The sequence below is a fragment of the Bacillus sp. HMF5848 genome, from assembly GCF_003944835.1.
In the GTDB taxonomy this organism is placed as follows: Bacteria; Bacillota; Bacilli; order Bacillales; family HMF5848; genus HMF5848.
The window spans coordinates 3,966,599-3,990,527 of record NZ_RWIV01000001.1; the positions used below are offsets into that span (position 1 = coordinate 3,966,599).

Annotated in this window: 16 protein-coding genes and 1 riboswitch; of the genes, 7 read left to right on the forward strand and 9 right to left on the reverse strand. The window is 39.0% G+C overall.

The annotated features are described in order from the left end of the window. Nucleotides 1-11: 11 nt before the first annotated feature. From EJF36_RS18795 to EJF36_RS22275, 4 genes are all read right to left on the reverse strand, one after another. The gene (locus tag EJF36_RS18795; protein ID WP_125907766.1) at nt 12-2,618 is read right to left on the reverse strand and encodes a molybdopterin-dependent oxidoreductase; all 2,607 of its coding nucleotides are present in this window, start codon (nt 2,616-2,618) and stop codon (nt 12-14) included. Nucleotides 2,619-2,643: 25 nt separating this feature from the next. After that, on the reverse strand, nt 2,644-3,333 hold the full coding sequence (locus tag EJF36_RS18800) for a TorD/DmsD family molecular chaperone (protein ID WP_125907767.1): 690 nt from the start codon (nt 3,331-3,333) through the stop codon (nt 2,644-2,646). 332 nt (nt 3,334-3,665) lie between these two features. Then, nucleotides 3,666-5,255 (reverse strand): PucR family transcriptional regulator, encoded by a 1,590-nt coding sequence (locus EJF36_RS18805; protein WP_185806969.1) that lies wholly within the window; start codon nt 5,253-5,255, stop codon nt 3,666-3,668. An 8-nt stretch (nt 5,256-5,263) separates the two neighbouring features. Further along, entirely contained in the window at nt 5,264-5,887 is a 624-nt protein-coding gene (locus EJF36_RS22275) for a 4Fe-4S dicluster domain-containing protein (protein WP_125907769.1), read from the reverse strand. Between the two features lie 74 nt (nt 5,888-5,961). Here EJF36_RS22275 and EJF36_RS18815 point away from each other — a divergent pair, with 74 nt between their 5' ends. After that, nucleotides 5,962-7,947, forward strand: coding sequence for a molybdopterin-containing oxidoreductase family protein (locus EJF36_RS18815; RefSeq protein ID WP_125907770.1), 1,986 nt, complete (start codon nt 5,962-5,964; stop codon nt 7,945-7,947). Nucleotides 7,948-8,248: 301 nt separating this feature from the next. On the opposite strand, the gene EJF36_RS18820 is transcribed toward EJF36_RS18815, so the two are convergent. Continuing rightward, the gene (locus tag EJF36_RS18820) at nt 8,249-9,085 is read right to left on the reverse strand and encodes a hypothetical protein (protein WP_125907771.1); all 837 of its coding nucleotides are present in this window, start codon (nt 9,083-9,085) and stop codon (nt 8,249-8,251) included. 466 nt (nt 9,086-9,551) lie between these two features. Here EJF36_RS18820 and EJF36_RS18825 point away from each other — a divergent pair, with 466 nt between their 5' ends. The 6 genes from EJF36_RS18825 to EJF36_RS18850 all read left to right on the forward strand — a co-directional run bounded on the left by EJF36_RS18825 (nt 9,552) and on the right by EJF36_RS18850 (nt 17,632). Further along, complete coding sequence (locus tag EJF36_RS18825; protein ID WP_185806971.1) at nt 9,552-11,462, forward strand: NAD-binding protein; 1,911 nt, start codon at nt 9,552-9,554, stop codon at nt 11,460-11,462. A 353-nt stretch (nt 11,463-11,815) separates the two neighbouring features. After that, nucleotides 11,816-12,241, forward strand: coding sequence for a hypothetical protein (locus EJF36_RS18830; RefSeq protein ID WP_125907773.1), 426 nt, complete (start codon nt 11,816-11,818; stop codon nt 12,239-12,241). Nucleotides 12,242-12,245: 4 nt separating this feature from the next. Further along, nucleotides 12,246-14,561, forward strand: a complete 2,316-nt coding sequence (locus tag EJF36_RS18835) for a toll/interleukin-1 receptor domain-containing protein (RefSeq protein ID WP_125907774.1) — start codon at nt 12,246-12,248, stop codon at nt 14,559-14,561. Between the two features lie 138 nt (nt 14,562-14,699). Continuing rightward, nucleotides 14,700-15,755 (forward strand): hypothetical protein, encoded by a 1,056-nt coding sequence (locus EJF36_RS18840; RefSeq protein WP_125907775.1) that lies wholly within the window; start codon nt 14,700-14,702, stop codon nt 15,753-15,755. Further along, nucleotides 15,755-16,555 carry an SH3 domain-containing protein gene (locus EJF36_RS18845; RefSeq protein ID WP_125907776.1) on the forward strand — a complete coding sequence of 267 codons (801 nt, stop codon included), beginning with the start codon at nt 15,755-15,757 and terminating at the stop codon, nt 16,553-16,555. The genes EJF36_RS18840 and EJF36_RS18845 overlap by 1 nt, the downstream gene beginning before the upstream one ends. A gap of 327 nt (nt 16,556-16,882) precedes the next feature. Continuing rightward, nucleotides 16,883-17,632 carry a CBS domain-containing protein gene (locus tag EJF36_RS18850; RefSeq protein WP_185806972.1) on the forward strand — a complete coding sequence of 250 codons (750 nt, stop codon included), beginning with the start codon at nt 16,883-16,885 and terminating at the stop codon, nt 17,630-17,632. Between the two features lie 80 nt (nt 17,633-17,712). On the opposite strand, the gene EJF36_RS18855 is transcribed toward EJF36_RS18850, so the two are convergent. From EJF36_RS18855 to EJF36_RS18870, 4 genes are all read right to left on the reverse strand, one after another. Further along, nucleotides 17,713-19,422, reverse strand: a complete 1,710-nt coding sequence (locus EJF36_RS18855) for a DUF5667 domain-containing protein (protein ID WP_125907778.1) — start codon at nt 19,420-19,422, stop codon at nt 17,713-17,715. A gap of 80 nt (nt 19,423-19,502) precedes the next feature. Further along, nucleotides 19,503-19,586: riboswitch (cyclic di-GMP riboswitch) on the reverse strand. 223 nt (nt 19,587-19,809) lie between these two features. Beyond that, entirely contained in the window at nt 19,810-21,579 is a 1,770-nt protein-coding gene (locus EJF36_RS18860) for a WYL domain-containing protein (RefSeq protein WP_125907779.1), read from the reverse strand. Between the two features lie 536 nt (nt 21,580-22,115). Further along, entirely contained in the window at nt 22,116-22,469 is a 354-nt protein-coding gene (locus EJF36_RS18865; RefSeq protein WP_125907780.1) for a hypothetical protein, read from the reverse strand. Between the two features lie 214 nt (nt 22,470-22,683). Further along, complete coding sequence (locus tag EJF36_RS18870; protein WP_125907781.1) at nt 22,684-23,460, reverse strand: REP-associated tyrosine transposase; 777 nt, start codon at nt 23,458-23,460, stop codon at nt 22,684-22,686. Nucleotides 23,461-23,929: the final 469 nt, after the last annotated feature.

Here is a 23,929-nt window from a genome sequence, read left to right on the forward strand (position 1 = left end):
GGTATCACCTCCTAAAATATGACTCTTTGATCCCATTCACAGTCTGGCTTTAATGGTTTACCTTTATATTTTTCAACCCGGACAATTGTGGTGTTCCAAGGCTCTTCTCCCTGTCCACTTAAACGTGCTCCACAAAGCATGTTTGTAGCACCTGCTTTGTCAATACCGGTCTCTTCATCAAGCTCAACCCAAGCACCTTCTCCAAGAGATACAACACCAGGCATCATAGTCTCTGTAAGACCAACGTTACGAATCACTTTTCCATAGGCACTTTCTATTAACACGGTGTCCCCATCTTTAATTCCTAGCGCTTCTCCATCTCTTGTATTCATTAAGAAATCTTGAGGATAAGCCTCTCTTAACTGTGGTACGTTATCAAATACAGAGTGAGAACGTCTGCCGTAATGGTCGGTAACAAGTTGGAAAGGATAATCTCCTTTAACCTTATTTTTCCAATCTTTAAATGTATCCTCATAGCCATCGAGTGGTGGTTCATACTTTGCAATAGGAGGTATTGTTGTAAAACCATATTGTGCAATCTTGTCAGATAAAGCTTGACAATGAATCTCCAGCTTCCCACTCTTTGTTGATAGAGGATTAGCTTCTGGGTCTTTTACAAAATCCTCCCCTTGAATCACAGTGTAATTGTCATCTGGAGATCTTGGAACTTGGTATACACCTTTCTCTACCAGTTCTTTTATGCCAACCTTTCCTTTTTGTGGTGTTCCTTCAACACCCCATTCTTTAATATCTTTCTGAGTGATGGTTACTAATGTCTCATAATCTTTTCCATCTTTCGTAATGACTTTAGCTCCTGCAAGTCTATTAAAGAACTGTTGCTTCGCACTAATTGGGTAGATCTCGTCAGGATTTAGCCCTAATCGTTTAGCAAGCTCTCTGTCCATCCACTCTTCTGTTCTTGCTTCAAAAATCGGATCAACTACTTGATTTACAACGAACATCGTTTCTGGGTTACCGCCCCTAACTGTTCCTTCTTTTTCCCATTCGGTCGTTGCTGGTAAAACAATATCGGCGTATTTTGAAATCGTAGAAAGAGCAATATCATTTGTAAAGACAGCATCAACCTTACGAAAAGCCTTGACTCCCTTATTAATATCAGATGATTGGTTTAGGAAGTTATAACCACTACCGTCTCGTACTAGCCAAATCATACGAATATCACATGGAATTTTTCCTCTACCTGCTGTTGCTGTGTATTCATTATTTAAAATAGCATCATATGTTTCACAATAAGCCATACCATGCGCTTCTGTATTTGTTGGATTAGCCCATCTATATCCATCGTATGCACCGTATGTTGCATCAGGGAATAACGGATTTACAGCGCTAGGAAGTCCAGATCCGCCACCACGTACAAGTGTTTTACCTCCATAACTTTGATTAGAAGCATACCCCATCGTCCATACACCAGCACCAGGTTTCCCTACATTTCCTGTCATCCAGCCAACTGTAAGAAATGCTTGACAGAACTGCTGACCTCGATACGTACGTGCAGGTGCAAAAGACGAGTTCCAAATCACAGGCTTTGTTGTCGCGACTTCTTCTGCAAACTCTCTAATCTCATTCGGCTCGGTACCACAAATTTCTGAAGCCCATTCCGGGGTCTTCGGAATACCATCATATGTACCAAGAACATAGTCCTTAAAATTCTCCTTTGGATCTGCTCCTTCAGGCATATGATCCTTATCAAAACCGACTGTACATCTATCCAAGAAGTCTTGGTCTTGAAGATTGTTTTCAATCATATGATAGGCCATGGCTAGAAGTAATGCTGTATCCGTACCAGGTCTACAAGGTATGTGTTTATCTGCCAACGTTTTAACAGATGGGCTCACCGTTGGATCGACAAAAATAAATTTCGCCCCAGCTTTCTTTGCCTGTAAAAAATTATAAGTTGGGTTTCCTAAATTAGAACGCGCAGGATTTGTTCCCCACATTACAATTATTTTTGCATTTCTCCAATCCAGTCTGTCATTGCGTCCCCATGAAAAGAATCCGGTCATCGTCTCTTGAGGTACTCCCCAGGCACCTGATGAAGACGACCCCCATCTTACGAGAGCTCCACCGTAAAAGTTAAGAAGTCTGCTTGTTCCAAGAATTGATTTATTTCCATAATTGGTTTTTATCCGTTTTAATTCTTCCGCTATAAGATCCAATGCTTCATCCCAAGAGATACGAACCCATTCATCTCTTCCACGTAACTCCTTGTTTCCACCACCAGGCGCCCAATTCTTTCGTTTCATCGGATATTTCAAACGATCTGGTCCAAATACTTGATGACGTTGAGAACGTCCACGATGACAACCTCGCTGTTGAGGATAATCTGGACTATCAGGATGCGTATCATCTGTTTTCTGCCTAACGACAACGCCATCGACAACTAGCGCTTTATTAACACAACGACCTCCACAGTTATGCCAACATGATGCTGATACCCATTTTCCCTCTTTTTCTAATTTGGCCGCTGCAATGCTAGGATCCAATTCTTTAAGTCCATAGGAAGCTCCGACAGCTGCTGTCGTTAATGCGGCAGACCAGCCTAAAAAAGCTTTTCTAGAAAATTTGTAATCCATAGCTTTTTTTAGAATGTTCGACATAAAAACACCTCCATAGTAAACACTATTATTTTGTTCTGGCCAAAAGTTCTTCCAAGCAAATATTGTCTATTATCAAAAATCCTTTAAGGACTTTAACAATACCTTTATAAAAATCCGTTTCAGCATTATCAATAACTTTCTTTGAAAAAGTCGGAATCCAGTTCAATAAATGTTCTTTTAAAAAATTCTCTTGGTCACTTAATATTTTTCTTAGGTGCGTCTGATTCTCTGCTTTTGTTATGTCATTTGCTAGCTTGCTTAAGTGATACATGAAATCTAGTTCTAGTCCTAAATGATCATCCGCTTCACGGCCATATTGCAGTGTCTCCAGACCATATTCTAAATATATCCTTCTGACTCGCAGTGTTTCCTCTTGAAAAAGAAGCCCATATTTATTGACATAGGATGATTCCCAAATATGAACGGGAAGCTCGTGCGGACCTATAAACATTCTTGTATAATCCCAGTGTAGGTCTTCAAAATTTTCATCCATTTTAAATGTATGAAAGTAACTATCTACTAACTCAATCCCTTCTTTCAATTGTTGATTCTCTTCTTTGAAGGGAAAAAAACTGAGTATTCCACTTTGGAATTGTGCAATTAATTCTTTGACTGGCTCTTCTAGAAAGACTCTTCTCAATATGTCGTAAGCAAACATACGTAATTCTAATAAATTTTGAATCTCAACAACTTCATAGCTTTTTTGTTGAATCATTCTATCACCTCTTTCTAATCTTTAATAAAGGAAATTAATATACTTATTTCGATATCACTAAATGTGAATCATTTCACATAGAAAACAATAGTAATTGCTTTCTCACCTGAATATCACCTCTCATACCTTTATTTTATAAAAGAATATATTGTAAAAGAATTGGGGATTCTTCCATTTTTCAGCCCCTGTAATTGTGTATCCTCACAGTCCTGTTTTTATAGAACTGTCATTTCTCTTACTAAAAACCAATTATCCTCAGCAATACAAAAAAGCCAGTTTTAGAAGATTCCAAAACTAGCTCTTAACAATATCTAATTGAATATTTTTGTATATTAATATTTTATAAAAGAAAGAATTTTAACTGCTATAATTAAGTTTATATACTCATCGTGTTTTTGCACATCGATGCCAGTAATCTCTTCAATTTTCTTTAGTCGGTTTCGCAATGTATTGGGATGAACATGAAGTGCTTCTGATACATCGTTAATTACTCCCTGGTATCGAATATAACCTTTCAGTGTATCAATATATTCCGTACCATGGTCTCGGTCGTTTTCTTCTAATAACGATAAATACTCCTGACTAAAATCAAATAAGATTTCATGATGAATATAGCTTAGTAGACGAATGATTCCTAGCTCATTAATATGATATATATTTTTATGCTCAGACCACTTCTTACCAAATTGCAAAGCTAGCTTTGCTTCTTGATAACTTTTATTGAGAACTGTAGTATCTTGATACCATTTACCAATACCTATGTAGAAGTGGTATTGAGGCCATTTGCTTGATAACCTTTCTCTTATGCTATTAGCAATAGTCTTCACAAACTGCTTTCTTTGATTCCACTCCCGTTCCTCTCCATCCTCAAGCAGAACAACAATTTGATCTTGAAATGGGAAAACAATCAACGTTTCTTTTGCATTCAAGTTTTGAATCTCAATATTGCGGACTATTTCATTTAACCAATCTTCATGATTTAACATTGTATTTGCTAAGTCAATATGAATTATCATTAAATGGTGTGGCCTTTCCAAGTTCCAACCCCACGTTTTTCCCTGCTTAATTAATTCTGTTTGCGACTCGAATTTATGATAAAGAATATCGTACACAAAATGCTGCTTAAATTTTTCCTGTTGATCTTGCAACATTCCTTCCGACTGTAATAATAATGCTGTTAACCCTACTAGTTTATCAATCAGCTTTTTTTGCCAATTCACAATATCGGCTGATACCACTAACGTTTGTGAAAGCATCCCCGCGATATTAATTGAATATAACTCAAATGGGACCATCGTCTCTATATCGTTAAAACGCCTTTTTTTTCTATTATTTACTTCATTTGAATATATACCATTTTCTAGGTCTTGCATATGTGTATTAATCCAACGTTTCGCTTCCCTAAGTGCCTCTTCTTTTCCTGTTTGCCATAAAAGCTGATGTGATTCATCTAAATATAATAGTGGCGACTGTATGGCCATGGCTATTTGTTGCGCCACTACTGGAAAACCTTTTTCCATAAAGCCAATTAGCTCTGAGCTTATTTGACTATAGGAATACAGAAGACCCTCTGCTTGTTGAAAAAGAAGAAGTGACGAAAGTTCAGATACTTGCAGAATGGGAATTGAATTTGTACAAAAAAGAGCTAGAATGTCATCTTGAAGAGATATGGTTTCCTTACTATAAATTACTATCCCAAGTACGTTAGGATCTTTAATTAATTGAGTAACTACATGATGGTCATATAATTTAATTTGTTCACCGCTATCCTGAAATATAAGTACGGATGATTCCTTTATAGATTCTGCTTGACTATATTCAGAAACACTATCATAGTATATTTGTTCTTTTGGCATAGGGGTAAGAAATGTAAGTTGGTGCAAAGGAATATATAATAACCGGTCTTGTAAGGAAAACGTCATCAGCTCTGTCATCCTTCCTTGTGTGTATTACTCTTATGTTTTTTAATAATGTAAATGGATGGGTTTGTATACCCCATTATTGGTATATTCGCTTCATTAAAGCCATACGGTTTCAATTCATCCCGGTTTACCGCTATTACACTTAACCCATTAGTTATACAGTTTTCTACGCAGATGGGCTTTAAACCTTGATCAATTCGTTCATAGCAAAAATTACATTTATCCACTCTGTTCATGATTGGGTTCAATTTAGGTGCATGGAAAGGACAAGCGTTAATGCACCTCTCGCAGCCTCTGCAATGATTTGCTTGATGAATGACAATCCCGTCTCTTCGTTTTATAAAATTATTTTCAGGACAGATAGTAACACATATCGGATTCTCACAGTGATTACAAGATATAGAAAGATGTATGGAATCGTGGTCACTATTTTGAAACGTAACGACATGTCTTCTATGTATATCTTTAAATCCGTGGTAATCAATACAAGCCATCTCACACGTTTTGCAATTAATACATCTATTCAAATCAATAGAAAACATAAGCTGAGTACTCATTTTGATATCCCTCTCACCTAATAATCTATCCCTAATTCTTCTATAATAGTATAATATAGTTAGTATAAAACACATATACTTGACACATTATTGTTACAAAGTGAACAGAAGATTAGTTATCTCATGTAGGGCTCTGGAGGAGAAAAAACATGAATGATTTCACAACAAAAACCTTTAAACATGTTTGTCCCTTAAGCTGCCCTAGCTCATGCACCATGAGTTCTTATGTAGAAAATAATCAACTTCTTCATATAGCTGGTGATTGTGATCATCCATATACAAATGGGAAGTTATGTGCAAAGGGATTTTCTTTTGTACATAAGAATCGCCATCTCGATCGTCTAAAATATCCTTACTATCAAAAAGAAAAAGGATCAGGGAATTTCAAACAGATTACATGGGAAAGAGCTTTTGAAATCATCGCAAGTAACTTAATAGATATTTATGAGTTATCCGATAACTTTCTACCCCTTGCCTTACTAAAAGGGTCCGGCAACAAAGGAATACATCACTTTGTTACAGATGAGTTCTTTTCCTGTATAGGTGAAACAATAGGAATCATTAGCTCGACCAATGTTACAACTGATTATGATTTAGCTGATTACAAAACTGGCTTTAACACATTAATAAACCCATCAGATATAAGGTTTTCCTCCGTTATTATAATTTGGGGAGCTAATCCTGCTGCCACCAATATTCATCTCGTTCCTTTTTTATTAGAAGCAAAGGCAAAAAACGCTAAAATTATAGTTATCGATCCCATTTATACCCAAACTGCAGAACTAGCTAATCTTTATATACAGATAAAACCTGGCACAGATGGGGCATTGGCTAATGTATTAACAAAGGCCATCATAGATATAGGCGGCGTTGATTTTGATTTTTTAGAAAGATACTCTTATGGCTTTGATCAATTCCTGGGGGCACTTAAAGAAATAGATAGTAAGCAGTTCATACAGGCATGCGGCATTGATACAAAGACTTTTGACTTATTACTTAGCTGGTGTAAAAGTGCAAAGGCCATTTCTCATATCATCGGTTTTGGATTAATTAAGCATATAAATAGTAAAAATACTATACGTACAATTGAAGCTTTAGCAGCAGTTCGCGGTGACTTTCACAAAAAAGGTGGAGGAATGTTACTACGTCAAAACGATGCACTGATTTTTAATAACCAACTAGTAGGTGTGAATCGGAACGTAACAATGAATCAACTATTATCTCTAAACATGGAATCGGAAATTAAAATGCTTTGGATAGCTTGTGCGAATCCAATGATACAAAATCCAAACACCTCAATAGTTGAGCAGTTATTAAGAGACATTCCATTTGTTGTAACGGTCGATCAATTTTTGACTGAAACTGCAAAAATGTCGAATCTCATCTTACCAACTACTACCCATTTTGAAGAAATGGATGTTGTAGTGAATGCTTGGCATCATGTAATGACGGTAAACGAAAAGGCTGTTCCACCATACTTTGAGAGTAAAAGCGAGTGGCATATTATGAAAGAGTTAGCACAAAAGCTAAATAAGTATCAAAATGACCTTTGCTCTTTCCCTATTCACTCATCGGAAGAGGAATATCTCAATGCACAGTTTAATGATAAAGTGTATAGCCGGTATAAAGTTAGGTCTATAGAGGATTTAAAGGGCAAATTAATGACTTTGAATGTTCAAAAGGATACAAAAGGATGCAAATATCACTTTTGTCGGGGCAAAGATAACTCCGAAAACACCAATTCGCCTCCGATATACGTAGCAGGAAAATCGCCAACTACAGATTATCCTTTTTGGCTCATTTCCTCTCACCATCCGTATATGTTAAATTCACAGTTCCATTATCTTCGATTATCAGATAAGGAATATTCATTGGTTGAGATTAACTCTGAAGTTGCCAAAAAACTAAAGATTTTTAACGGAGAAGTCATAAGAGTCTTTAACAATCAAGCAAAGATTGAAATAAAAGCAGTTCATAGTGATAGAGTACCTGCAAATGTTCTATTACTGTGCGATGGCACTTTCTCAAATTCGAGTGACAATGTAAACCAACTAGTACCTCTTATAGAGTCTGACTCGAATGAATACGGCGTTTTTCCGTTTTACGATACGTTTGTAAATATTGAAAAGTGGTAGAAGGATGCATGGGGACGGTTCTCAGTCTGCCGACTTATGGATACACGGGGACGGTTCTTATGCATCCTTTTGTGTTAGACAGAGAAAGCATGAGAAACGATTGAGTCTTGTGAAAGTGACAGGAAAAGTAGAAGCTATTCACCTACTATATGTAGTTGATTAGCTTCTTACTTACACCTATATCTCGTTAACAATTTTGCATACAGAATGCAACAAGCAATGACTCTTCACTGCTCTCGTACGGTTTTCGTGCTGCCGACCCTATGCAGGAAGGAAGCACGAGAACCGTCCCCACTCTGCCTTAATGGTCAAGAGCCCAAGACTCCAAGTTCTCTCGTGAAATTGTCAATTTTCCATTCAAATTCAAAACTTCACTTGGAACTACATATGTACTACCCTCATACTGGATTTCATAATCGACGCCCGCCCAGTTATGTTCATTTTTATAGGTAAGTTCATAAGGTCTTGTGATGGTTAGAGAATCTTGGTCAACAATAAATTCAGTGTTTGTTACTTTGTATCGCACACTTCTCTTTAAACGCACAGCATTTGATAACGGAAGGAGCTGGTTGACGTTGATGTCATCTTCCTGGAACAAAATTTCCGTCTGTAAGTCATCATAATAGCTTCTTAATATGGCGCTACGATAATTCCTATTTTCGTTTTTGTTAGGCGCCATTATATAGTAAACAATAGAAGCGAGAAGCTCGTAGCCCATCTTCGTAATATGTACTCGATCATATTTTCCGCTGCTTTTGATGATATTATCTTCAATCGTCGTAGATGACATAGTATGAATAGCATTGTTACGAAGTATGCGTAACAGCCTATATACTTGGCTAAAAATAACGTTGTCATCCGAGTCATTAGGTAGCGAGTGATACTTATGCTTCAGGCTGCAGCCTTCTAAACGTGGATACATCGTATCAATCTTAGCATCTAACAGCGTGAAAAACAGCATAATTTGCACGGTAATATTGTCTTCTATACGCGATCTAGTAACGACTTCATCTCCTTCTAAAAATAATGTGAAACGCCCTTTCTCTTCTAACCTCACAGCTCGGTTCTCCACCGTGTGTAGGCGAATATCTGAGTATTTTAATAGATTCATAGTTTGTTGCATAAAGGTTTCTAGCATAGATAAAATTCTCCTTAACATGAAGCAATATAGTATATGTAGTATATCAAATAACATAGGTAGAAGGTGACAAAGGGACGGTTCTTGTGCACGCTTTCCAATACTTTGGACATAGAAGTATGAGAGGGTCCTGTTAGATAAGCTTACAGCTGTTTGCATGTCCGTTCCGTTCATATCTTGTTAATTCAAACTATACTTTGAAGCATAAAGACTGTCTCCTCTCTGCCACTTTTCTTTGGATGCATAAGAGCCGGCCCCACTCTGCCACTTTTCTTTGGATGCATGAGAACCGTCCCCACTCTGCCATTATGGTAGTGACAGATACCTATTTTTCTTTGTATAATTGTCATATTGTAGTCTTTTTTGTCTAATACTTTCGACTAGTGTCGGATGCATGGGGACGGTTCTCATCTTGCCCTGGCAGGATGAGAACCGTCCCCATGCTGCCAATTGGAGGTTGTTTGGTGTGAGAAGGTTGTTTTTTGTGAATGTTATTTTGATAGTGTTGCTCGCTGGGGGGCTTTGGAGTGTGTGGTGGGTTGACCGGGAGCCGTCATTTGGTTTGGTGGTGACGTTGTCGATTTTTTTAGGCATCACGCCATTGCTACTGTTTGTGAAGAGGGCCTTTTATTTGCAGGTTTTCTTGTTTACATTGGCAATGTTAACAGGCTTTTATGGGTTTTATTTTGAGTCGATAGCTACTGAGGCTGGTCGGTACAGTGGGGTCAATGCCCTTTATTCAACGATTCGTTTGTTTATTTTAGATACGGACAATGTGTTTGCACCAACACTCGGGAAACACATCCACTATCCTTTATCCATTGAAATCGCTCGTTGGAGCGCCGCTGCAACAACCATTGCGACTATTCTACAAATTGCTTACCGCATGTTAGGTCAATCAATCAAGCTGTTTGGCTATAAAGTACTTGGAAATCACTATATTATTGTTGGCTATAATCACAAGAGCAAAGCTCTAATTAACAGCTTACGAAAAAACGGGAAACGAGTGATTGTTATTAGTGACGATGAAGACTCGATTGAAGAGGATTTTCTTCATCAGTTGGGTGTGATAACAATCTTAAGTGCGCGTGATAAATCTCTGCTTTTTCATAAACTAGCCTTGAAACGTGCGAAATACTTTATTTTATTGCATGAAGATGATTCCCAAAACTTAGACGAAATCGTAGGACTTATTGACTTTTTAAAAAATAAAACGTCTAAGCTAGAAGTTATTTTGCATTTGCATCATCAGCAGTCATATTTACTTTATGAGGATATTAAGCGCGATTTCACGGTGAATCATGGTGCGTTTCCAGTGCCTGTTAGGACGGTGAATGTGCATAGTTTAATGGCTGAGAAGCTGTTAAATGATCATCCGTTATATAAATATTACGAAGACCGCGTGAAAGACGCCGATAGTGCGCCGCTGCATATGTTGTTTGTTGGCTTTGGACAGACAGGGCAGCAGGTGGCAGTCCAGGCGATTGAGCGTGCGCACTTTCTGCCAAGGGAAAGGCTTCAGATTACGGTGTTAGATAAAGAGGCTGAGAGGCTGAAGGCGCTTTGGTATCGTCAATATCCGCGAGCTGATAAAGTAGCGACTATGCGCTTTCGTCCCTTTGATGTGTCAACAGAGGCTTTAAATGCTGCTGTTGCGGAGTACAACCCGACACATGTTTTTATTTGTTTGCAAGATGATTATGCTGATTTGATGGAAGGTATTGATTTATGTAAGCAGTACCCTCAGCTTCCTATTTTTATAAAAATGAAGGCGGAGGCGCATATCAGCAAATGGGTACATACAAATACGTTTGAATATGATAGAGTGTTTCGATTTGGCTATTATGAGGACGTGTTAAATGAGGATTACTTTATTAACGAGACACTTACGAAGCTTGCGAAGCTCGTTCATACGAAATATATGGAGTTGCAAGAGGTGCAGGACGATTGGCTAGCGCTTTCGGATCTTAATCGAGAGTCGAATCGCAATCAGATGAATCATGCTGATACGAAGCTGCTCCTGCTTGAGTTGGATAAGGTGAAAAAGAACGAGAATCATCCTGATAAATTAACAAAGCATGAGTTTCTTCAGTATATAGAGGGCAAAATTGAGGCGCTTGCCGAAATAGAGCATGAACGCTGGAATGCGTTTCATTTTATGAGAAGCTGGGATGTGAAAACAGATATCGCACCTCCTAACAGTCATAAGGATGAGGATAAACGATTACATGGATGTCTTGTGTCATGGGACGAGTTGGACCGTGTGTGTGAGATCACTCGTAAGCCGTTTAAAGAGTATGATCGTGACACGATTCGCAATTTATATGATGTGTACCAATTTATTGGGTACGATCTTGTTGTTAAGAAAAGTGAGTAACGAGAGCCAGACTTCGAGGCTGTAATTTGTGGGCTCATGATATGAATCTCTATTTGTTGGTTGCATCGACTGAACCAACTTTCTAGGAGGAATATCATCTTTCCCGGATTGAGGACGGCCATGGTCAAGAGCACACCTAAGTTCGGAATTCAGAAAAAAGGACTGACAGCATGACGAACATAGATAAGCACAACAAAATTTGGCGAATTGGCGTAACGGGACACCGCAAAATTCATCCCGATTCTCTTCCTGCCATCAAGCTTGAACTTGAACGATTTTTCAAATATATTACTCTCGCCTATCCCCGTGAGTCGGTTCGCTTTGTTTCGCCACTCGCGGAGGGGGCGGATCGCTTGGCTGCGCATGCGGCGCTTGAGCATGGGATCAATCTAGAAGTACCACTTCCGTTTGAAAGAGAGAGGTACGTGCGCGATTTTGTGACAACTTCGTCCAAGGACGAGTTTGACGCGTTATGCGCACAGGCGGTGGCAGCATACGTCGTGGAAGGTAGTGGATATTACAATGTGGGAAGCTACGTTGCGCAAACTAGCGATATTTTACTAGCATTATGGGACCTTAATTTTAAAAAAGAACTGCCCGGTGGGACAGCACATATTGTTCGGTGTCAGTTTGAGGGCTTTCCGGATGAAGGGGTATGGTCCGGTTATGTTCCTAACAGACAGACGTACATAATAACAACACCACGAGTAAATGATGAAGGGCGGGCGATCAGTGGAGGCTTTTGGACAGCTGATCAATATTTAGCTTTAAAGGGGTGAGACAATGCAAGACGAACAGCAAAGAAAGGTCGTGTTTTTAAGTCATAATTCGGCCGATTTTGATGAGATGGTAGAGATTGCACAATATTTAGAGGAACGTGATATCCCATGCTGGTATGCGCCAAGGGATATTCCGCTTGGGCAGCATTATCAGACGAGAATTGTACAGGATTTAAAGCACAAGGTGGAGGCGCTCGTTGTTATTATTACGGAGCAAGTTGGTGCTTCAAGCATGGTACCAAAGGAAATTGATTTAGCGCTTCGCTTTAATATCCCGATTGTCCCGATTATGTTGGATGGAACGGATGTACCGGACTCCCTGCTGCTACTTCTATGTAATATTCAACATCTTAATGTTGGCAAATATGCCGCTTTATCGGAGGCGCTTGATCAGCTAATTATTGAGTTAGAAGAAATTCATCATGGCAGCCACACGAACGAAGTGGAAGTAACTGAAAAGCAGCGTTTGAATAGACCTGTTGTCTTGAAAAATGCCCCAGGTGTGGAGCTTTATCAATTACATACAACTCAACTACAGATAGTGCAACAAACTTTTGTAGAGCCTGAACGTTTTACTAGTATGAAAAGTCAGCTTGCTCGTGATCATTTTATTTGCTTGCATCATAGTCAGCACACAGGCAAATACTCTGCCGCTATAAGCTTGCTACAGAACTTACAAGTTCAGCATATTTATGAGATATCTAAAGATGTGAAGCCGAAGGAGCTTTTAAAATTAACGGTGCGAGAGCAGGCTGGTTTTATTTTAGAAATAGATTCAGAGGATTGGTTTGATACCGTTTCTGAGCACGCGTTTTTAGATTATATCGAGCATGTGAGTGCGAAGGATTCATTTCTTATTTTTATTATGAAAAAAGAAGCGACAGAGCCGTTTCTCCAATTGTATTCCCATAAGGTTAGTGCGCCGAAACAGGTGGAGGATATGCTCAGAAAGCATGTTAACTTTGTCTCTCATAATGAGGAGCTAGTGGGGACATTCGAGACTTGGCTGTCGGAGCGAACGTTGAGCATAATACGACAGGCTAATCCTTTACCGCGTGATGTTAGTGCATTGGCTCAAAAGATACAGCAATTTTTACAAGGGGACATTACAGAGGAAGGCTTGCTTCAATCGTTACAAACGAATGTATTAAAACGAATTGAGGCGTGGTTTCAAGTGGAGCGATCACAAGAAGACATCGCCTTCTATCTTGCTTTAGGATTGTTCGAAGGGCTCACATTCAATGAAATTACGAAGCTAGCCCAAGGACTGCAACGACGATTTGCTAGTTACCTAGGAGAAGAACCGGCAGCGCGACTTTTGCCGAGCCGCGATGAATATTTAGCGTTGTTCCATGCGACTGTAAAAAAAGAGTTAAGTCAGTTTGAAGTCGGTCACTTAGCGCAGGATAAGGTGCGGTTCGTCGTGCCGGAGGATGCGTCCTATGTGTGGCAATACGTTTGGCTTCAATATCCTCGTTACCAGTCGGCTATAATTGAATGGCTGCATGAGCTGTTATCGTCTAAGCGAAAAGGAATTGAGGACAAAGTCATTTCAATCGTTGTGGAATTGCTGAAAATTGATTTCCCAACGATTCGCATGAGCTTTGTACAGCCTTGGGCACAATCAAATGCTGTTCCAGAGCGGATGTTGGCCGTTCGCACTCTCGAATTATTAGCTGCTGATAGTGAGTGGACATATCCAGTGTTCAACTTAGTAAAAGCTTGGGCGGGGCTTCGTAATAATAGTCACCTGCAATGGACTGCGATGATGCTGTTAAGCTCCGAGCTTGGTGCGAAGTATTATCCTGCTAGTTTAAAAATGATCCGGAGTGCGTATGGGACAAGCAACCGCAGTTTGCATAATGTTATTCAGCGAACGATGCAGCAGCTAACAAAGATCGCGTTATGGGATACACAATATGAAAAAATTTATATTCGGCATTGGGTCGAGTGGTTTGAACGAACGCCTAAAGACGAGTTGCAGCCTGTGTTTCGCTTTGCGCAATCTGTGTTCCAACCGGTTCCTGCCCTATTTTTCCGGGCCCAGCCTTCTTTTCTGGAGCACTTTTGGGTGCCATTTATCGCAGACAATTTACAGCATACGATGACTAGAAAAACAATGCTAGCAATGCTAGATGAGTGGATTCAAAGAGCTGGTGGGAAGCGTGCGAATGTTGAGACGATTAGTGGTGTGTTACATGCTATTTATGAATCTGAAGCTGATAGTATGCGCATTCGCTTGGAGAAGTTTGTTCGCAAGGGCCTTCGTCAGCATGATGATGCGTACAGGCCGATTGCCGAGATGCTGGTGAAGATGTGAAATGTTGGTGAAGATGTAGGGATGTGGCTAGCTTACCAGTGAACTGAATTGTTTTGACGTGAAGAAAAACAACTGTTACAACCATAAGTTTCGTGGCGTATCATACATTTATTTTTACGAGTAAAGGGGAGAATTGTTTTGGCAATTAAAGATGTAGAACGAGTAACTTATAGTTTATTTTCAAAAGAACCGATTTCTAGCAACACCATTGCCTATGTTTATAAAAATGCAAACGACGAATATCGTGTAGTGAAAGACGGCGAACAGCTTACTAGATCCGAATTAAAGGCAAAGAAATATATGATACGCTATACCGTTTCTATGAATTCTGTTTCTGTGAATCACCAACGCGAATATTCATCTAGTGATCCTGGCCGTTATTTTAACATTAACGTAAAGGTCGGTGTGAAGGTTAAGGATCCGATTGCTATTGTAGAAAACGATGTGAAGGATAGCGGAAAGTTTTTGCAGGATAATTTAGTATATTGGATTCAGCCTATTACGGATGATTATTCAATTGAGGATTTTGCTGATGTGAAAGCACAGTTTCAAAAATTGAAGCAGCAGTCCGATATTGTCGAACAAATCGAGAGAATGGGCTACGAGGTAACCGAGCTCCATGCGAGTGCTCGTTTAAGTAAAGCGGATTGGGAGCATTATCAAAAAATCGTTGAGTTAAAGCGCAAGCAAGAACTAACTGAGCTTGAGATGGAAATTGAAAGAAAGCAAAAGAAAAAGCAGACAGAGTGGCAGCTTGAGGACGACGATGTTCGGAAAAAGCGCGAAAAAGAAGAGGAAGAAGAGCGCAGACGCAAGCAAAAGGATGAAGAGGAAGAACGCAAAAGAAAAATGCGCGATGCAATCCGTAGCGGTGGTATTATCGATGCATTAATTGAGGGCTCTGCTTCAAATGATGAAGTACTCTCTTATTTACAAACGCAACAAAATGATATTAAGCAAATGCAAAAGATGGTGTTTGAAAAGGTCATTAACTCCGAAGATACTGATGTGGAGGATATGGTAAAACTCATGAAAAAAATGGGCGAAATCACACAAGTTAATTCGCAGCCACAACTGGCGTATGGTGAGGACAAAGAACGCGACAGTGCAGACAAGAAGCTTGAAGGAAACTGGGGGCAAACAAAACAACTGTTAGAAAAAAGTGACGATAACGACGAAGAGGATTGGGATTAATGGAACAAGCTATGAACGCGTCAGTATATTGGTTCATGATGCCCCCTTATGTCCGTTTGGCTATTATTCTATTTATCATTTTCATCATATTTCGCTTTGTCTTGTTTCGCTTAGCTGTTTTGGTTGGAAATGTTGTACTATGGATTTTACTAAGATTGGTCGGGTTATTAGTTGGCTTGACAACGTCCATTGTCGGTTTTGTGGTAGGATTTCGTGTTAAAAAAGGCGTGACACATTTCCCGTCTGTGCATAAGCTTGAAGATGTGATGGAGAGTGTCGTACGGAAACTCATGAACGCTCGGGAAAACTGCAGTGTTCAGCACATGAGTCGCAAAATTATTGTGAAACGCTATCGCCGCGTAGTCTTACTGCTAATTATCGCTGTCGGCTTCAGTTTTTACAAATGGCCTGATACAAAACTCGGGCAAACGTGGCATGAATGGGAGCATACTGTTTTAGTAGAAACATTTTCTTTAAGCATGCTGTCAACTGAAGAAGCGAGAGCGGTGTATGATCAGTGGAGACAGGATTCAAATTCTGATTCAAGTGTAGAAACGGCGGCGACATCTTCGGAAGACACAAGCATTTTTTTACAATTAACAAGTGAATATGACGGCGGAAAAATTCGCCGCACCCCATCGATGGACGGTGAAAAAATCGCTGTCATCGGCAGTGGGGATACTTTGTTATTTTTAGGAGAATCTGAGGTAGGCTCAAGCAATGTCACTTGGTATAAAGTTGAAACCTCCTCAGGAGTAGTAGGATGGATTTCTAGTAATATCGTAGAAAGAGCTGAATAGTAAATTGGCAGTATGGGGCTTGGTCGGCAGCATGGGGACGGTTCTTATGCTGCCTTCGAGAGCAATATGAGGACCGTTCTTTCGCAGTATTCGATGGCAGTATGGGGATGGTGCTTACGCTGCCTTCGAGAGCAATATGAGGACCATTCTTTCGCAGTATTCGATGGCAGTATGGGGATGGTGCTTACGCTGCATTGGAGAGCACAATTAGAGTTCCTCGCTCATGCTACCGTGAAGCGACCCTACATAATAGTAGCACCTGCCCCTACCGTGATTGAATGATACCACGGGGGAGATTAAGCACCAAGAGATACAGGAGGCGATATCGTGAAGACAACAACGAATCATGGAGAAAGAGTAGCCCGCTTTGAGGCTGCGTTTAATCAAATTCATATAAAGTTAAAACAATTAACGAATGACCCTCGTGATTTTGCTCCATTCGGTGATGTATTATATGCCGCGAGAAAATTACATAGTGTTATTCGATACAACTACGATGCGTTAAAGCAGTTTGGATATCTGCGGAATGCGATTGTACACAACAAAGTGAACGAGAGCTTTTATATCGCTGAGCCACATGAAGATGTAGTAGCTAACATTGAAAAAATTAGAGACTTAATCCACACACCGCCTTTTGCGTTGTCAATTGCATCTCAGCCTGTTAAAGTGTTTGATCCTTCTACATCATTAGAAGAGATCTTGGACATGATTACTCAAACTGGTTATTCGCAGTTTCCTATATATAATGAATCAGGATTTCAAGGATTACTGACAGAGGGTGGAATTGCAAAGTGGATGGCAAAGCATATTGCTGGAAACTCAGTTTCAATTCAATCAGTACAAGCGAAAGATATTCTAGCGTTTGAAAAAAAGCATAATGTTCACTTCATCGGTAGAACGAGTTCTATTTATGATCTTGAAGCTATTTATGAAGATAGCTTTGACCAGAACAAGAAATTAGAGGCTATTCTTATTACCGAGAAAGGACTTCCCACACAAAAACCAATTGGTATCGTTACATCGTGGGACCTAATTAAAATAGATCACACTTCATTGATGCTGGCCAGCCAGGTGTGATCACGGGACGAAACACGGGGACGGTTCTTATGCTTCCTAAGGAAGCATGAGAACCGTCCCCACTCTGCCAAATTTAGATGTTATTCACCGTCGTCATCTTTTTCTTTCTTGCCTTTTGACTTTTCAGATTTGTCTTCGTCTTTGTCTTCGTCTTCATTATCATCATCGTCTTTTTGCTTTTTAGACTTGTCTTCTTTATCTTCTTTATCTTCTTTGTCTTCTCGTTCTTTTTCTTCAGCTTTTTTCTCGGCTTCTTCACGAGCTTTTTCTTCTTGCTTCTTTATTTCTTCACGCTTTTTTTCGGCTTTCTTCTCAGCTTCTTCGCGCTGTTTTTCTTCAGCTTTTTTAGCCGCTTCTCGTGCTTTTTCTTCTTGCTTCTTCACTTCTTCACGAGCTTTTTCGGCTTTCTTCTCGGCTTCTTCGCGCTGCTTTTCTTCTGCTTTTTTAGCCGCTTCTCGTGCTTTTTCTTCTTGCTTCTTCACTTCTTCACGTGCTTTTTCGGCTTTCTTCTCGGCTTCTTCGCGCTGCTTTTCTTCTGCTTTTTTAGCCGCTTCCTCTTGCTTCTTTATAGCAGCTTGTTGTTTTTCCGCAGCCGTTCTTTCTTCTTCTTTTTCTGTATCTTCTTCATCTTCTAAGTCGGACTCTTCATCAATTTCTTCATCTAACTTGTCCGCGTCAACGTCATCTTCATCAAGCTCTTCGTCAATCTCTTCTATTTCTTCAGCAGCTTCTTCTAGAATGTCTTCAGCCTCTTCAGAGATTTCTTCTAAAGCTTCGAGTTGTTCCTCTGCTAACTCTGCATTTAGCTCTGCCACTTCTTCATTGTATTCCTCTTGATCTATTTCACCAGCAGCTAGCTCTGCCTCTAATTCAGCAAGTTTATCTTCAAAGGTTTGTTCTTTATCTGCAAGCTTGGCTAACTTTTTATTTAATTTCTTCTCAAGCTTCACTTGAGCTTTTACAATATTTTTTTGAATAGCTTCTTTAGCGGTAGGGTTGCCTACTTTTTCAAGTACTGCTTGAAGTGCAATAATGTTTGCTGCAAACTTCTCTTCTATATCAGAAAGAGTTGGATCTGTTTCAACTTCTTCTTCATAAACATCTTCAGTTACCGCAGTTTCTTCTTCAATTAACCCTTCTTCTGCTTTCTCATATTTTGCTAATGCTAATTCTTGCTGATCAATTGCTTGCTGTAGCACATCACCTGCTAACTCTTCCTCGCCCTGAATAAGAAGCGCCGCGGCCTCTTTAATTCTCTCTTCAGCAAAGGAAACTAGTAACTCCGCCTCTTTTGCCTCATCAAACGTTAAAGCAAGCTGCACATTTTCAATTAATTTCTTTGTAAAATAAAAGAAGTCACCAGGTAACAAAGCAGGAGTGTCTTCTTCTACCACATCAATCTCTGCGTCCTCATCTACTTCAACCGCATCCTCTAATTGTTCACTAGTCGAATCCACTTTTTCCGATTCTGTTGATTCTTCTGTAGTTACTACTTCTTCAGTTCCCATCGGCTGCTCATCTACAAGTTCTGATTCAGTCGTACCGCCTTCTAAACTTTCCGTTGTATCTTCTTCTGTTGTTACAACTTCTTCTTGCGTTGTAGTATCCGTTGTTGTAGTTTCCGTTTGATCCTGCGTAGCTACTTCCTCTACTTCAACCGTTGTGTTTGACTCCGGTTCTTCCGCATAAGATTGTCCAGCTCCTACACTTAGCGCAAACATTGATGCGATAACACTAGAAGCTAATACGTTTCGAACGTTCTTGTTGAATGGTACACTTTTCTTCGTCATAAAAAAATCCCTCCTATTTTTTAAAAAGGAAGAATCTCGAAAATAACTCTATTAACCTTGAGTTTTTTCTCCATTCTTCATTTGGTAGCCCAGCCATCTTAGTAAGGAACCGTAGATCTGTGACTTTGCGTCTCTACCTTTCAGTAGATTTGCCTTTTTCAAATGAGAAACGAATAAACTCAATATATTCGCTCATCATTACATACTTTAAACGTACATGAAATTGCTAGAACAAACAATCAACCTATCAGACTATTTTCTATCAATTCCGACAAATACTAAAGTCTCATAAAACTCCTAGGAAGTGCGGGGACGGTTCTCGTGCATCCTTCTATCAACCGTAATAGCGTCATGGCAGCACGAGAACCGTCCCTATATTGCTGTACCTCATCGGACTGTTTCTTGGAATTCTGTTAATAATGGGATAGTGTATTTAATAAAATCTGGCAATCTGTCTATTGTTACGTCAAATCCCACTTTTACTCCACGATTAAAATCTGCACATATTGGAATATATTTGCCTATATATGCTGATAAAGATTCTATTATCTTTTCAGCAACATGGTGATAGATCTCATAATATTCGTCCGTCCCATCACCAAGAAATTCGATTTTTATGTTAGCTTTTTTCGTCTTCGGCACAATACTAAGTAATGGCAATCTATTTTGACGGCAGAAAGTTTTATAAGAGTAATAAGAAGTGTAGCTTTCTTCCTTCAAAATAATATATTTATTCTGTATGGCCGTTTCTAAATCTATTGTATCCAAAAACTTTCCTTCCTTTATACCTCGCAATCTTCTTTTAAGAGCATTTATGCTACGACTTGAGAGTCCTAATATAAGTTCCTGTGCATAGTCTGATATTTTTGGATTCACATGTGAAATTTTATCTAGTATAAGCAACTTATTTATCTTTTTATCAACTTCCCAAGAAATGTCTCTAAATCCAAGCTTAATACTTCTATATATAACTTCTTTCTCTAACACATATTTTTCATAATAAATAGATAAAACGTCTACATAATGTTGAAAACCTTCACTATCTCTTCTATTAATGTAATAGTTTTCTTTGACAATCGAGATTAACTGATGACCTAATACTAAATTCTCAAAGTTGTACTCATGCCCATCCTCTATTTCACTTATAAGTTCTATAAGCTCTGCTTGTCTTTCTATTACTTGCTCTTTATTGTTTATATTTTCAAGTATGAAAAATACATGTTCATTAATCAATCTTGTGTATTGTTCCATTTTGGCAACTTCCGGATTCTCACGATACCCAGCACCAACATGCTCCCTTAGTTGCTCCAAAGAGACAAAAACATCTTCTCCTACTTCGTACGCCTTAAGAAATTTTCTTAAATCATTATATTGGTTGTCTTTCCTTCGCGTTTTCATGTTTATTTTTCCAACATGATTGTCTATCGTTTTCCAAGAAGATTTATGTTTGGCAAACGTTCGTCCACCTTCTACGCCAAAGAACTCAAATTCAATATTGTTATGTTTGCAGTAGTCTTGTGCGGCTTTAAATTTCGCCTTATTTTTAGGCAACTCCAAATCACCAGAGACTTTTATCTCTATTAATTTCTTTTTATTGTCAGTCATATAAAGAAAGGCGTCAGGAACATAGGAATGAATTTTCCCATCAAAGGTATATTCAATTTTAAAAGGCTCCACGTCGTACCGAGAAACTGATGTATCGTCTTCCCAATGGTAAAAAACAGCCTCCTCAAGCGGACTTCTACAAATAGCTTCATACCCCATCTTAGGTAGCTTGATCTTTTTGGGATACTCTTGCACATAAAAGTTGAAACCTAGTTCCTTTAAGGTTTGTTCCGCCTCCTGAGGATACGCCACTAGTTCAATTTGCGCATGAACATCTTCATTCTCCGAAAAGCCTAGCTCAAATAGACATGAAGGTGGTAAAAATTTTTCACTTTTATTATCTATCATATTTCTTTCAGTAATTCTAGATAGTTTAAAAGTTCGCCGCTCTTTCCTCAAGTGACAGTAGCTTGTAACATAGTACTGATTGCACCACATGAATAAATAGTATGGCTCTATTAATCGTGTGGTTTTCTTGCCAAAAGAATTATATTGAATCTTAATCATTTTATTCATATGAATAGAGTATATTATGTCGGTTTTTACAGTCATCGTTCTACTCCCTTGGAAGTCTATTATAAAAAATTCACCAAGCACTAATGTACTTGGTGGGCTCGCTTTTTATTGTCGTTTTTTCATGTTAAAAGGCAATTCAGATGAGTAAATGCACTACATCGTCCATCTATGTACTGAATGTACTAGTTTTCATGGTGCCAACTGCTGCAGGGTTATGAATACGATTTAGCGACGATTGACGCATCTGTTGCCATTAGTTTGGTAGCTTGGAGTTTCTTATTTATCATCCGTTATATTCGTTATGGTCTATAGCCATTCCGCTATAGTCGGCAAATAACAAATTCATCAATTAGGCAGTATTATTCATATATAATTAAGACATTCATCCGGCAGGTTGTCCTGTTGGCAGCATGAGAACCGTCCGAGATCACTGAAAAAGTCGTACCTTGTCGAATTCAGCAGAATTGTTAACGAGATAAAGTTGTAACTAAGCAGAACATATAGTGAATGATTACATTCTGTTTATCTGAACTGTCACTTTCTCACCAGTCTCGAACCGTCCCCAGTCTTCCTTAACTCACCATATTAGATACTATGTCTTCTTTTGATTTATGTTCTTTTAAAAACTCTTCTAACGTTTTCAACTCGTTCTTTTTGTAGTAACGATTCCAATTAATTAAACCGGAAGGAACGATATCTGTAAACGGGATTCCTTCTTCTACAAGAGTTAAAGTTTTGCTGCCTTTAAACAAAATTTTTATTAAAACAGCACTTATCGGGGCCCAGATAATGTCAATTAACTCTCCATAAATCGGTACTACATAACTAGCAGCACCCATTAAATCTAGCATTAAGGCATACCAGAATGTAAGCTTGCGCTTCTTTTCGAATTTCTTTAGCAGTAGCTGCTTCTTCTCTTCTACCATGTCTGAACCTCCAACATATGAAAATTGCATTGGGGAAAATGTAATGCTGCTGATCGCGCTCTTACACCCAAAAGCTTATTAACATTTTAGCACAACTTTTTAAGGCTTTGGACCTAGACTCTATTCTTATTTTGGCAGTGCGGGGACGGTTCTCGCGCTTCCTTCTATCAACAGTGATAGCGTCATGGCAGCACGAGAACCGTCCCCAATTTGCCTATGCTTTGTAGAAGAGGTTTGGGCTAATGCCCAGAATTCTCGCAGCTTGACGTTGTGAGATTCTGTCAATAGACTTCATCTCTCTTAAAATTTCATCTCTTTGTTTCTTTGGAAGACTTTTTACTTGAGCGATTTTTAAATTACATAGTAGTTTTTTAATCTGTGTCCTAGCCTCGTCATCTGACAGTCTTCTTTTCTCTACTCTTTCTTCGAGACACTCATCACTATTAAATGCCTCGTTGAACACTTTAAACTCTCTCATTCCAACAGCATGGTCAGGTGAGAACAACTCAAGAATGTAAGATTGGTCTAGCAATCCTCTTGGGTACGTAATCTCACCATAATACTCTGCGCAGCTACTCCACTCCCAATCATCAGGTTTTTTTACCATCCCTGCTTTCACAGGATTTTGATGAATATACCTTGTGACTGTTAAAAGGTAACCCCGCGTTTCTACATTTTCACTTCGAAACCTGTCTTGAAAGAGATGTCCTGTCGTCTCATATTTCTCATTGTAATACGAAACATAACTAACACCGACACGCTTCATCGTTGCTGAAATTGATTCATGCCCTTCTTTTATAAGCAGATGAGCATGATTGTTCATTAAGCACCAAGCAAACACCTTCAAATCGGTACGTCTTTTATACTTGTGCAGCGCATCAAGAAACATTCGGCAATCCGCATCGTCATGAAAAATCGCCTGTTTATTAGCACCTCTCACAATAACATGATAAACACCAGTACTACTTTTCACCCTAGCTTGCCGGGTCATATTATCACCTACTATTCTTATTAATTTTTATAGTTCCTAGTAACACATCAGTCTAGTCGAAAAATGATAGAGTAGAAACGCGAAATGGTAGAGTAAAAAACTCCATTGATAGAGTTCATTGGGAGATTGATAGAACTATGAAACGATTTAGTAGAAAGCTACGATAGTTAAGAATGGACTTTAAAAAGATAGAGTTTTAAGAAAGAGAAACATTGTGAAAGCTAGATACCTGATATGAATAGATTTCGGTGCTGTGAAAAGAGGTAGGCGGAGAAAGAAAAATTCGCTTTGACTAAGAACACAGACAGGGGGTTTGGATTACGATGATAAATTCGCGCTGAGAAATAGTCACGTTAGGATTGATAAGTTCATGGTGTTATGAAAAAAGGCAGTTAGAGAAGATAAATTCATATTGAGCAATTGTCGTTAAAGATAAAAAATGAGTGTTGAGCATTGAGTGGAAAACAGG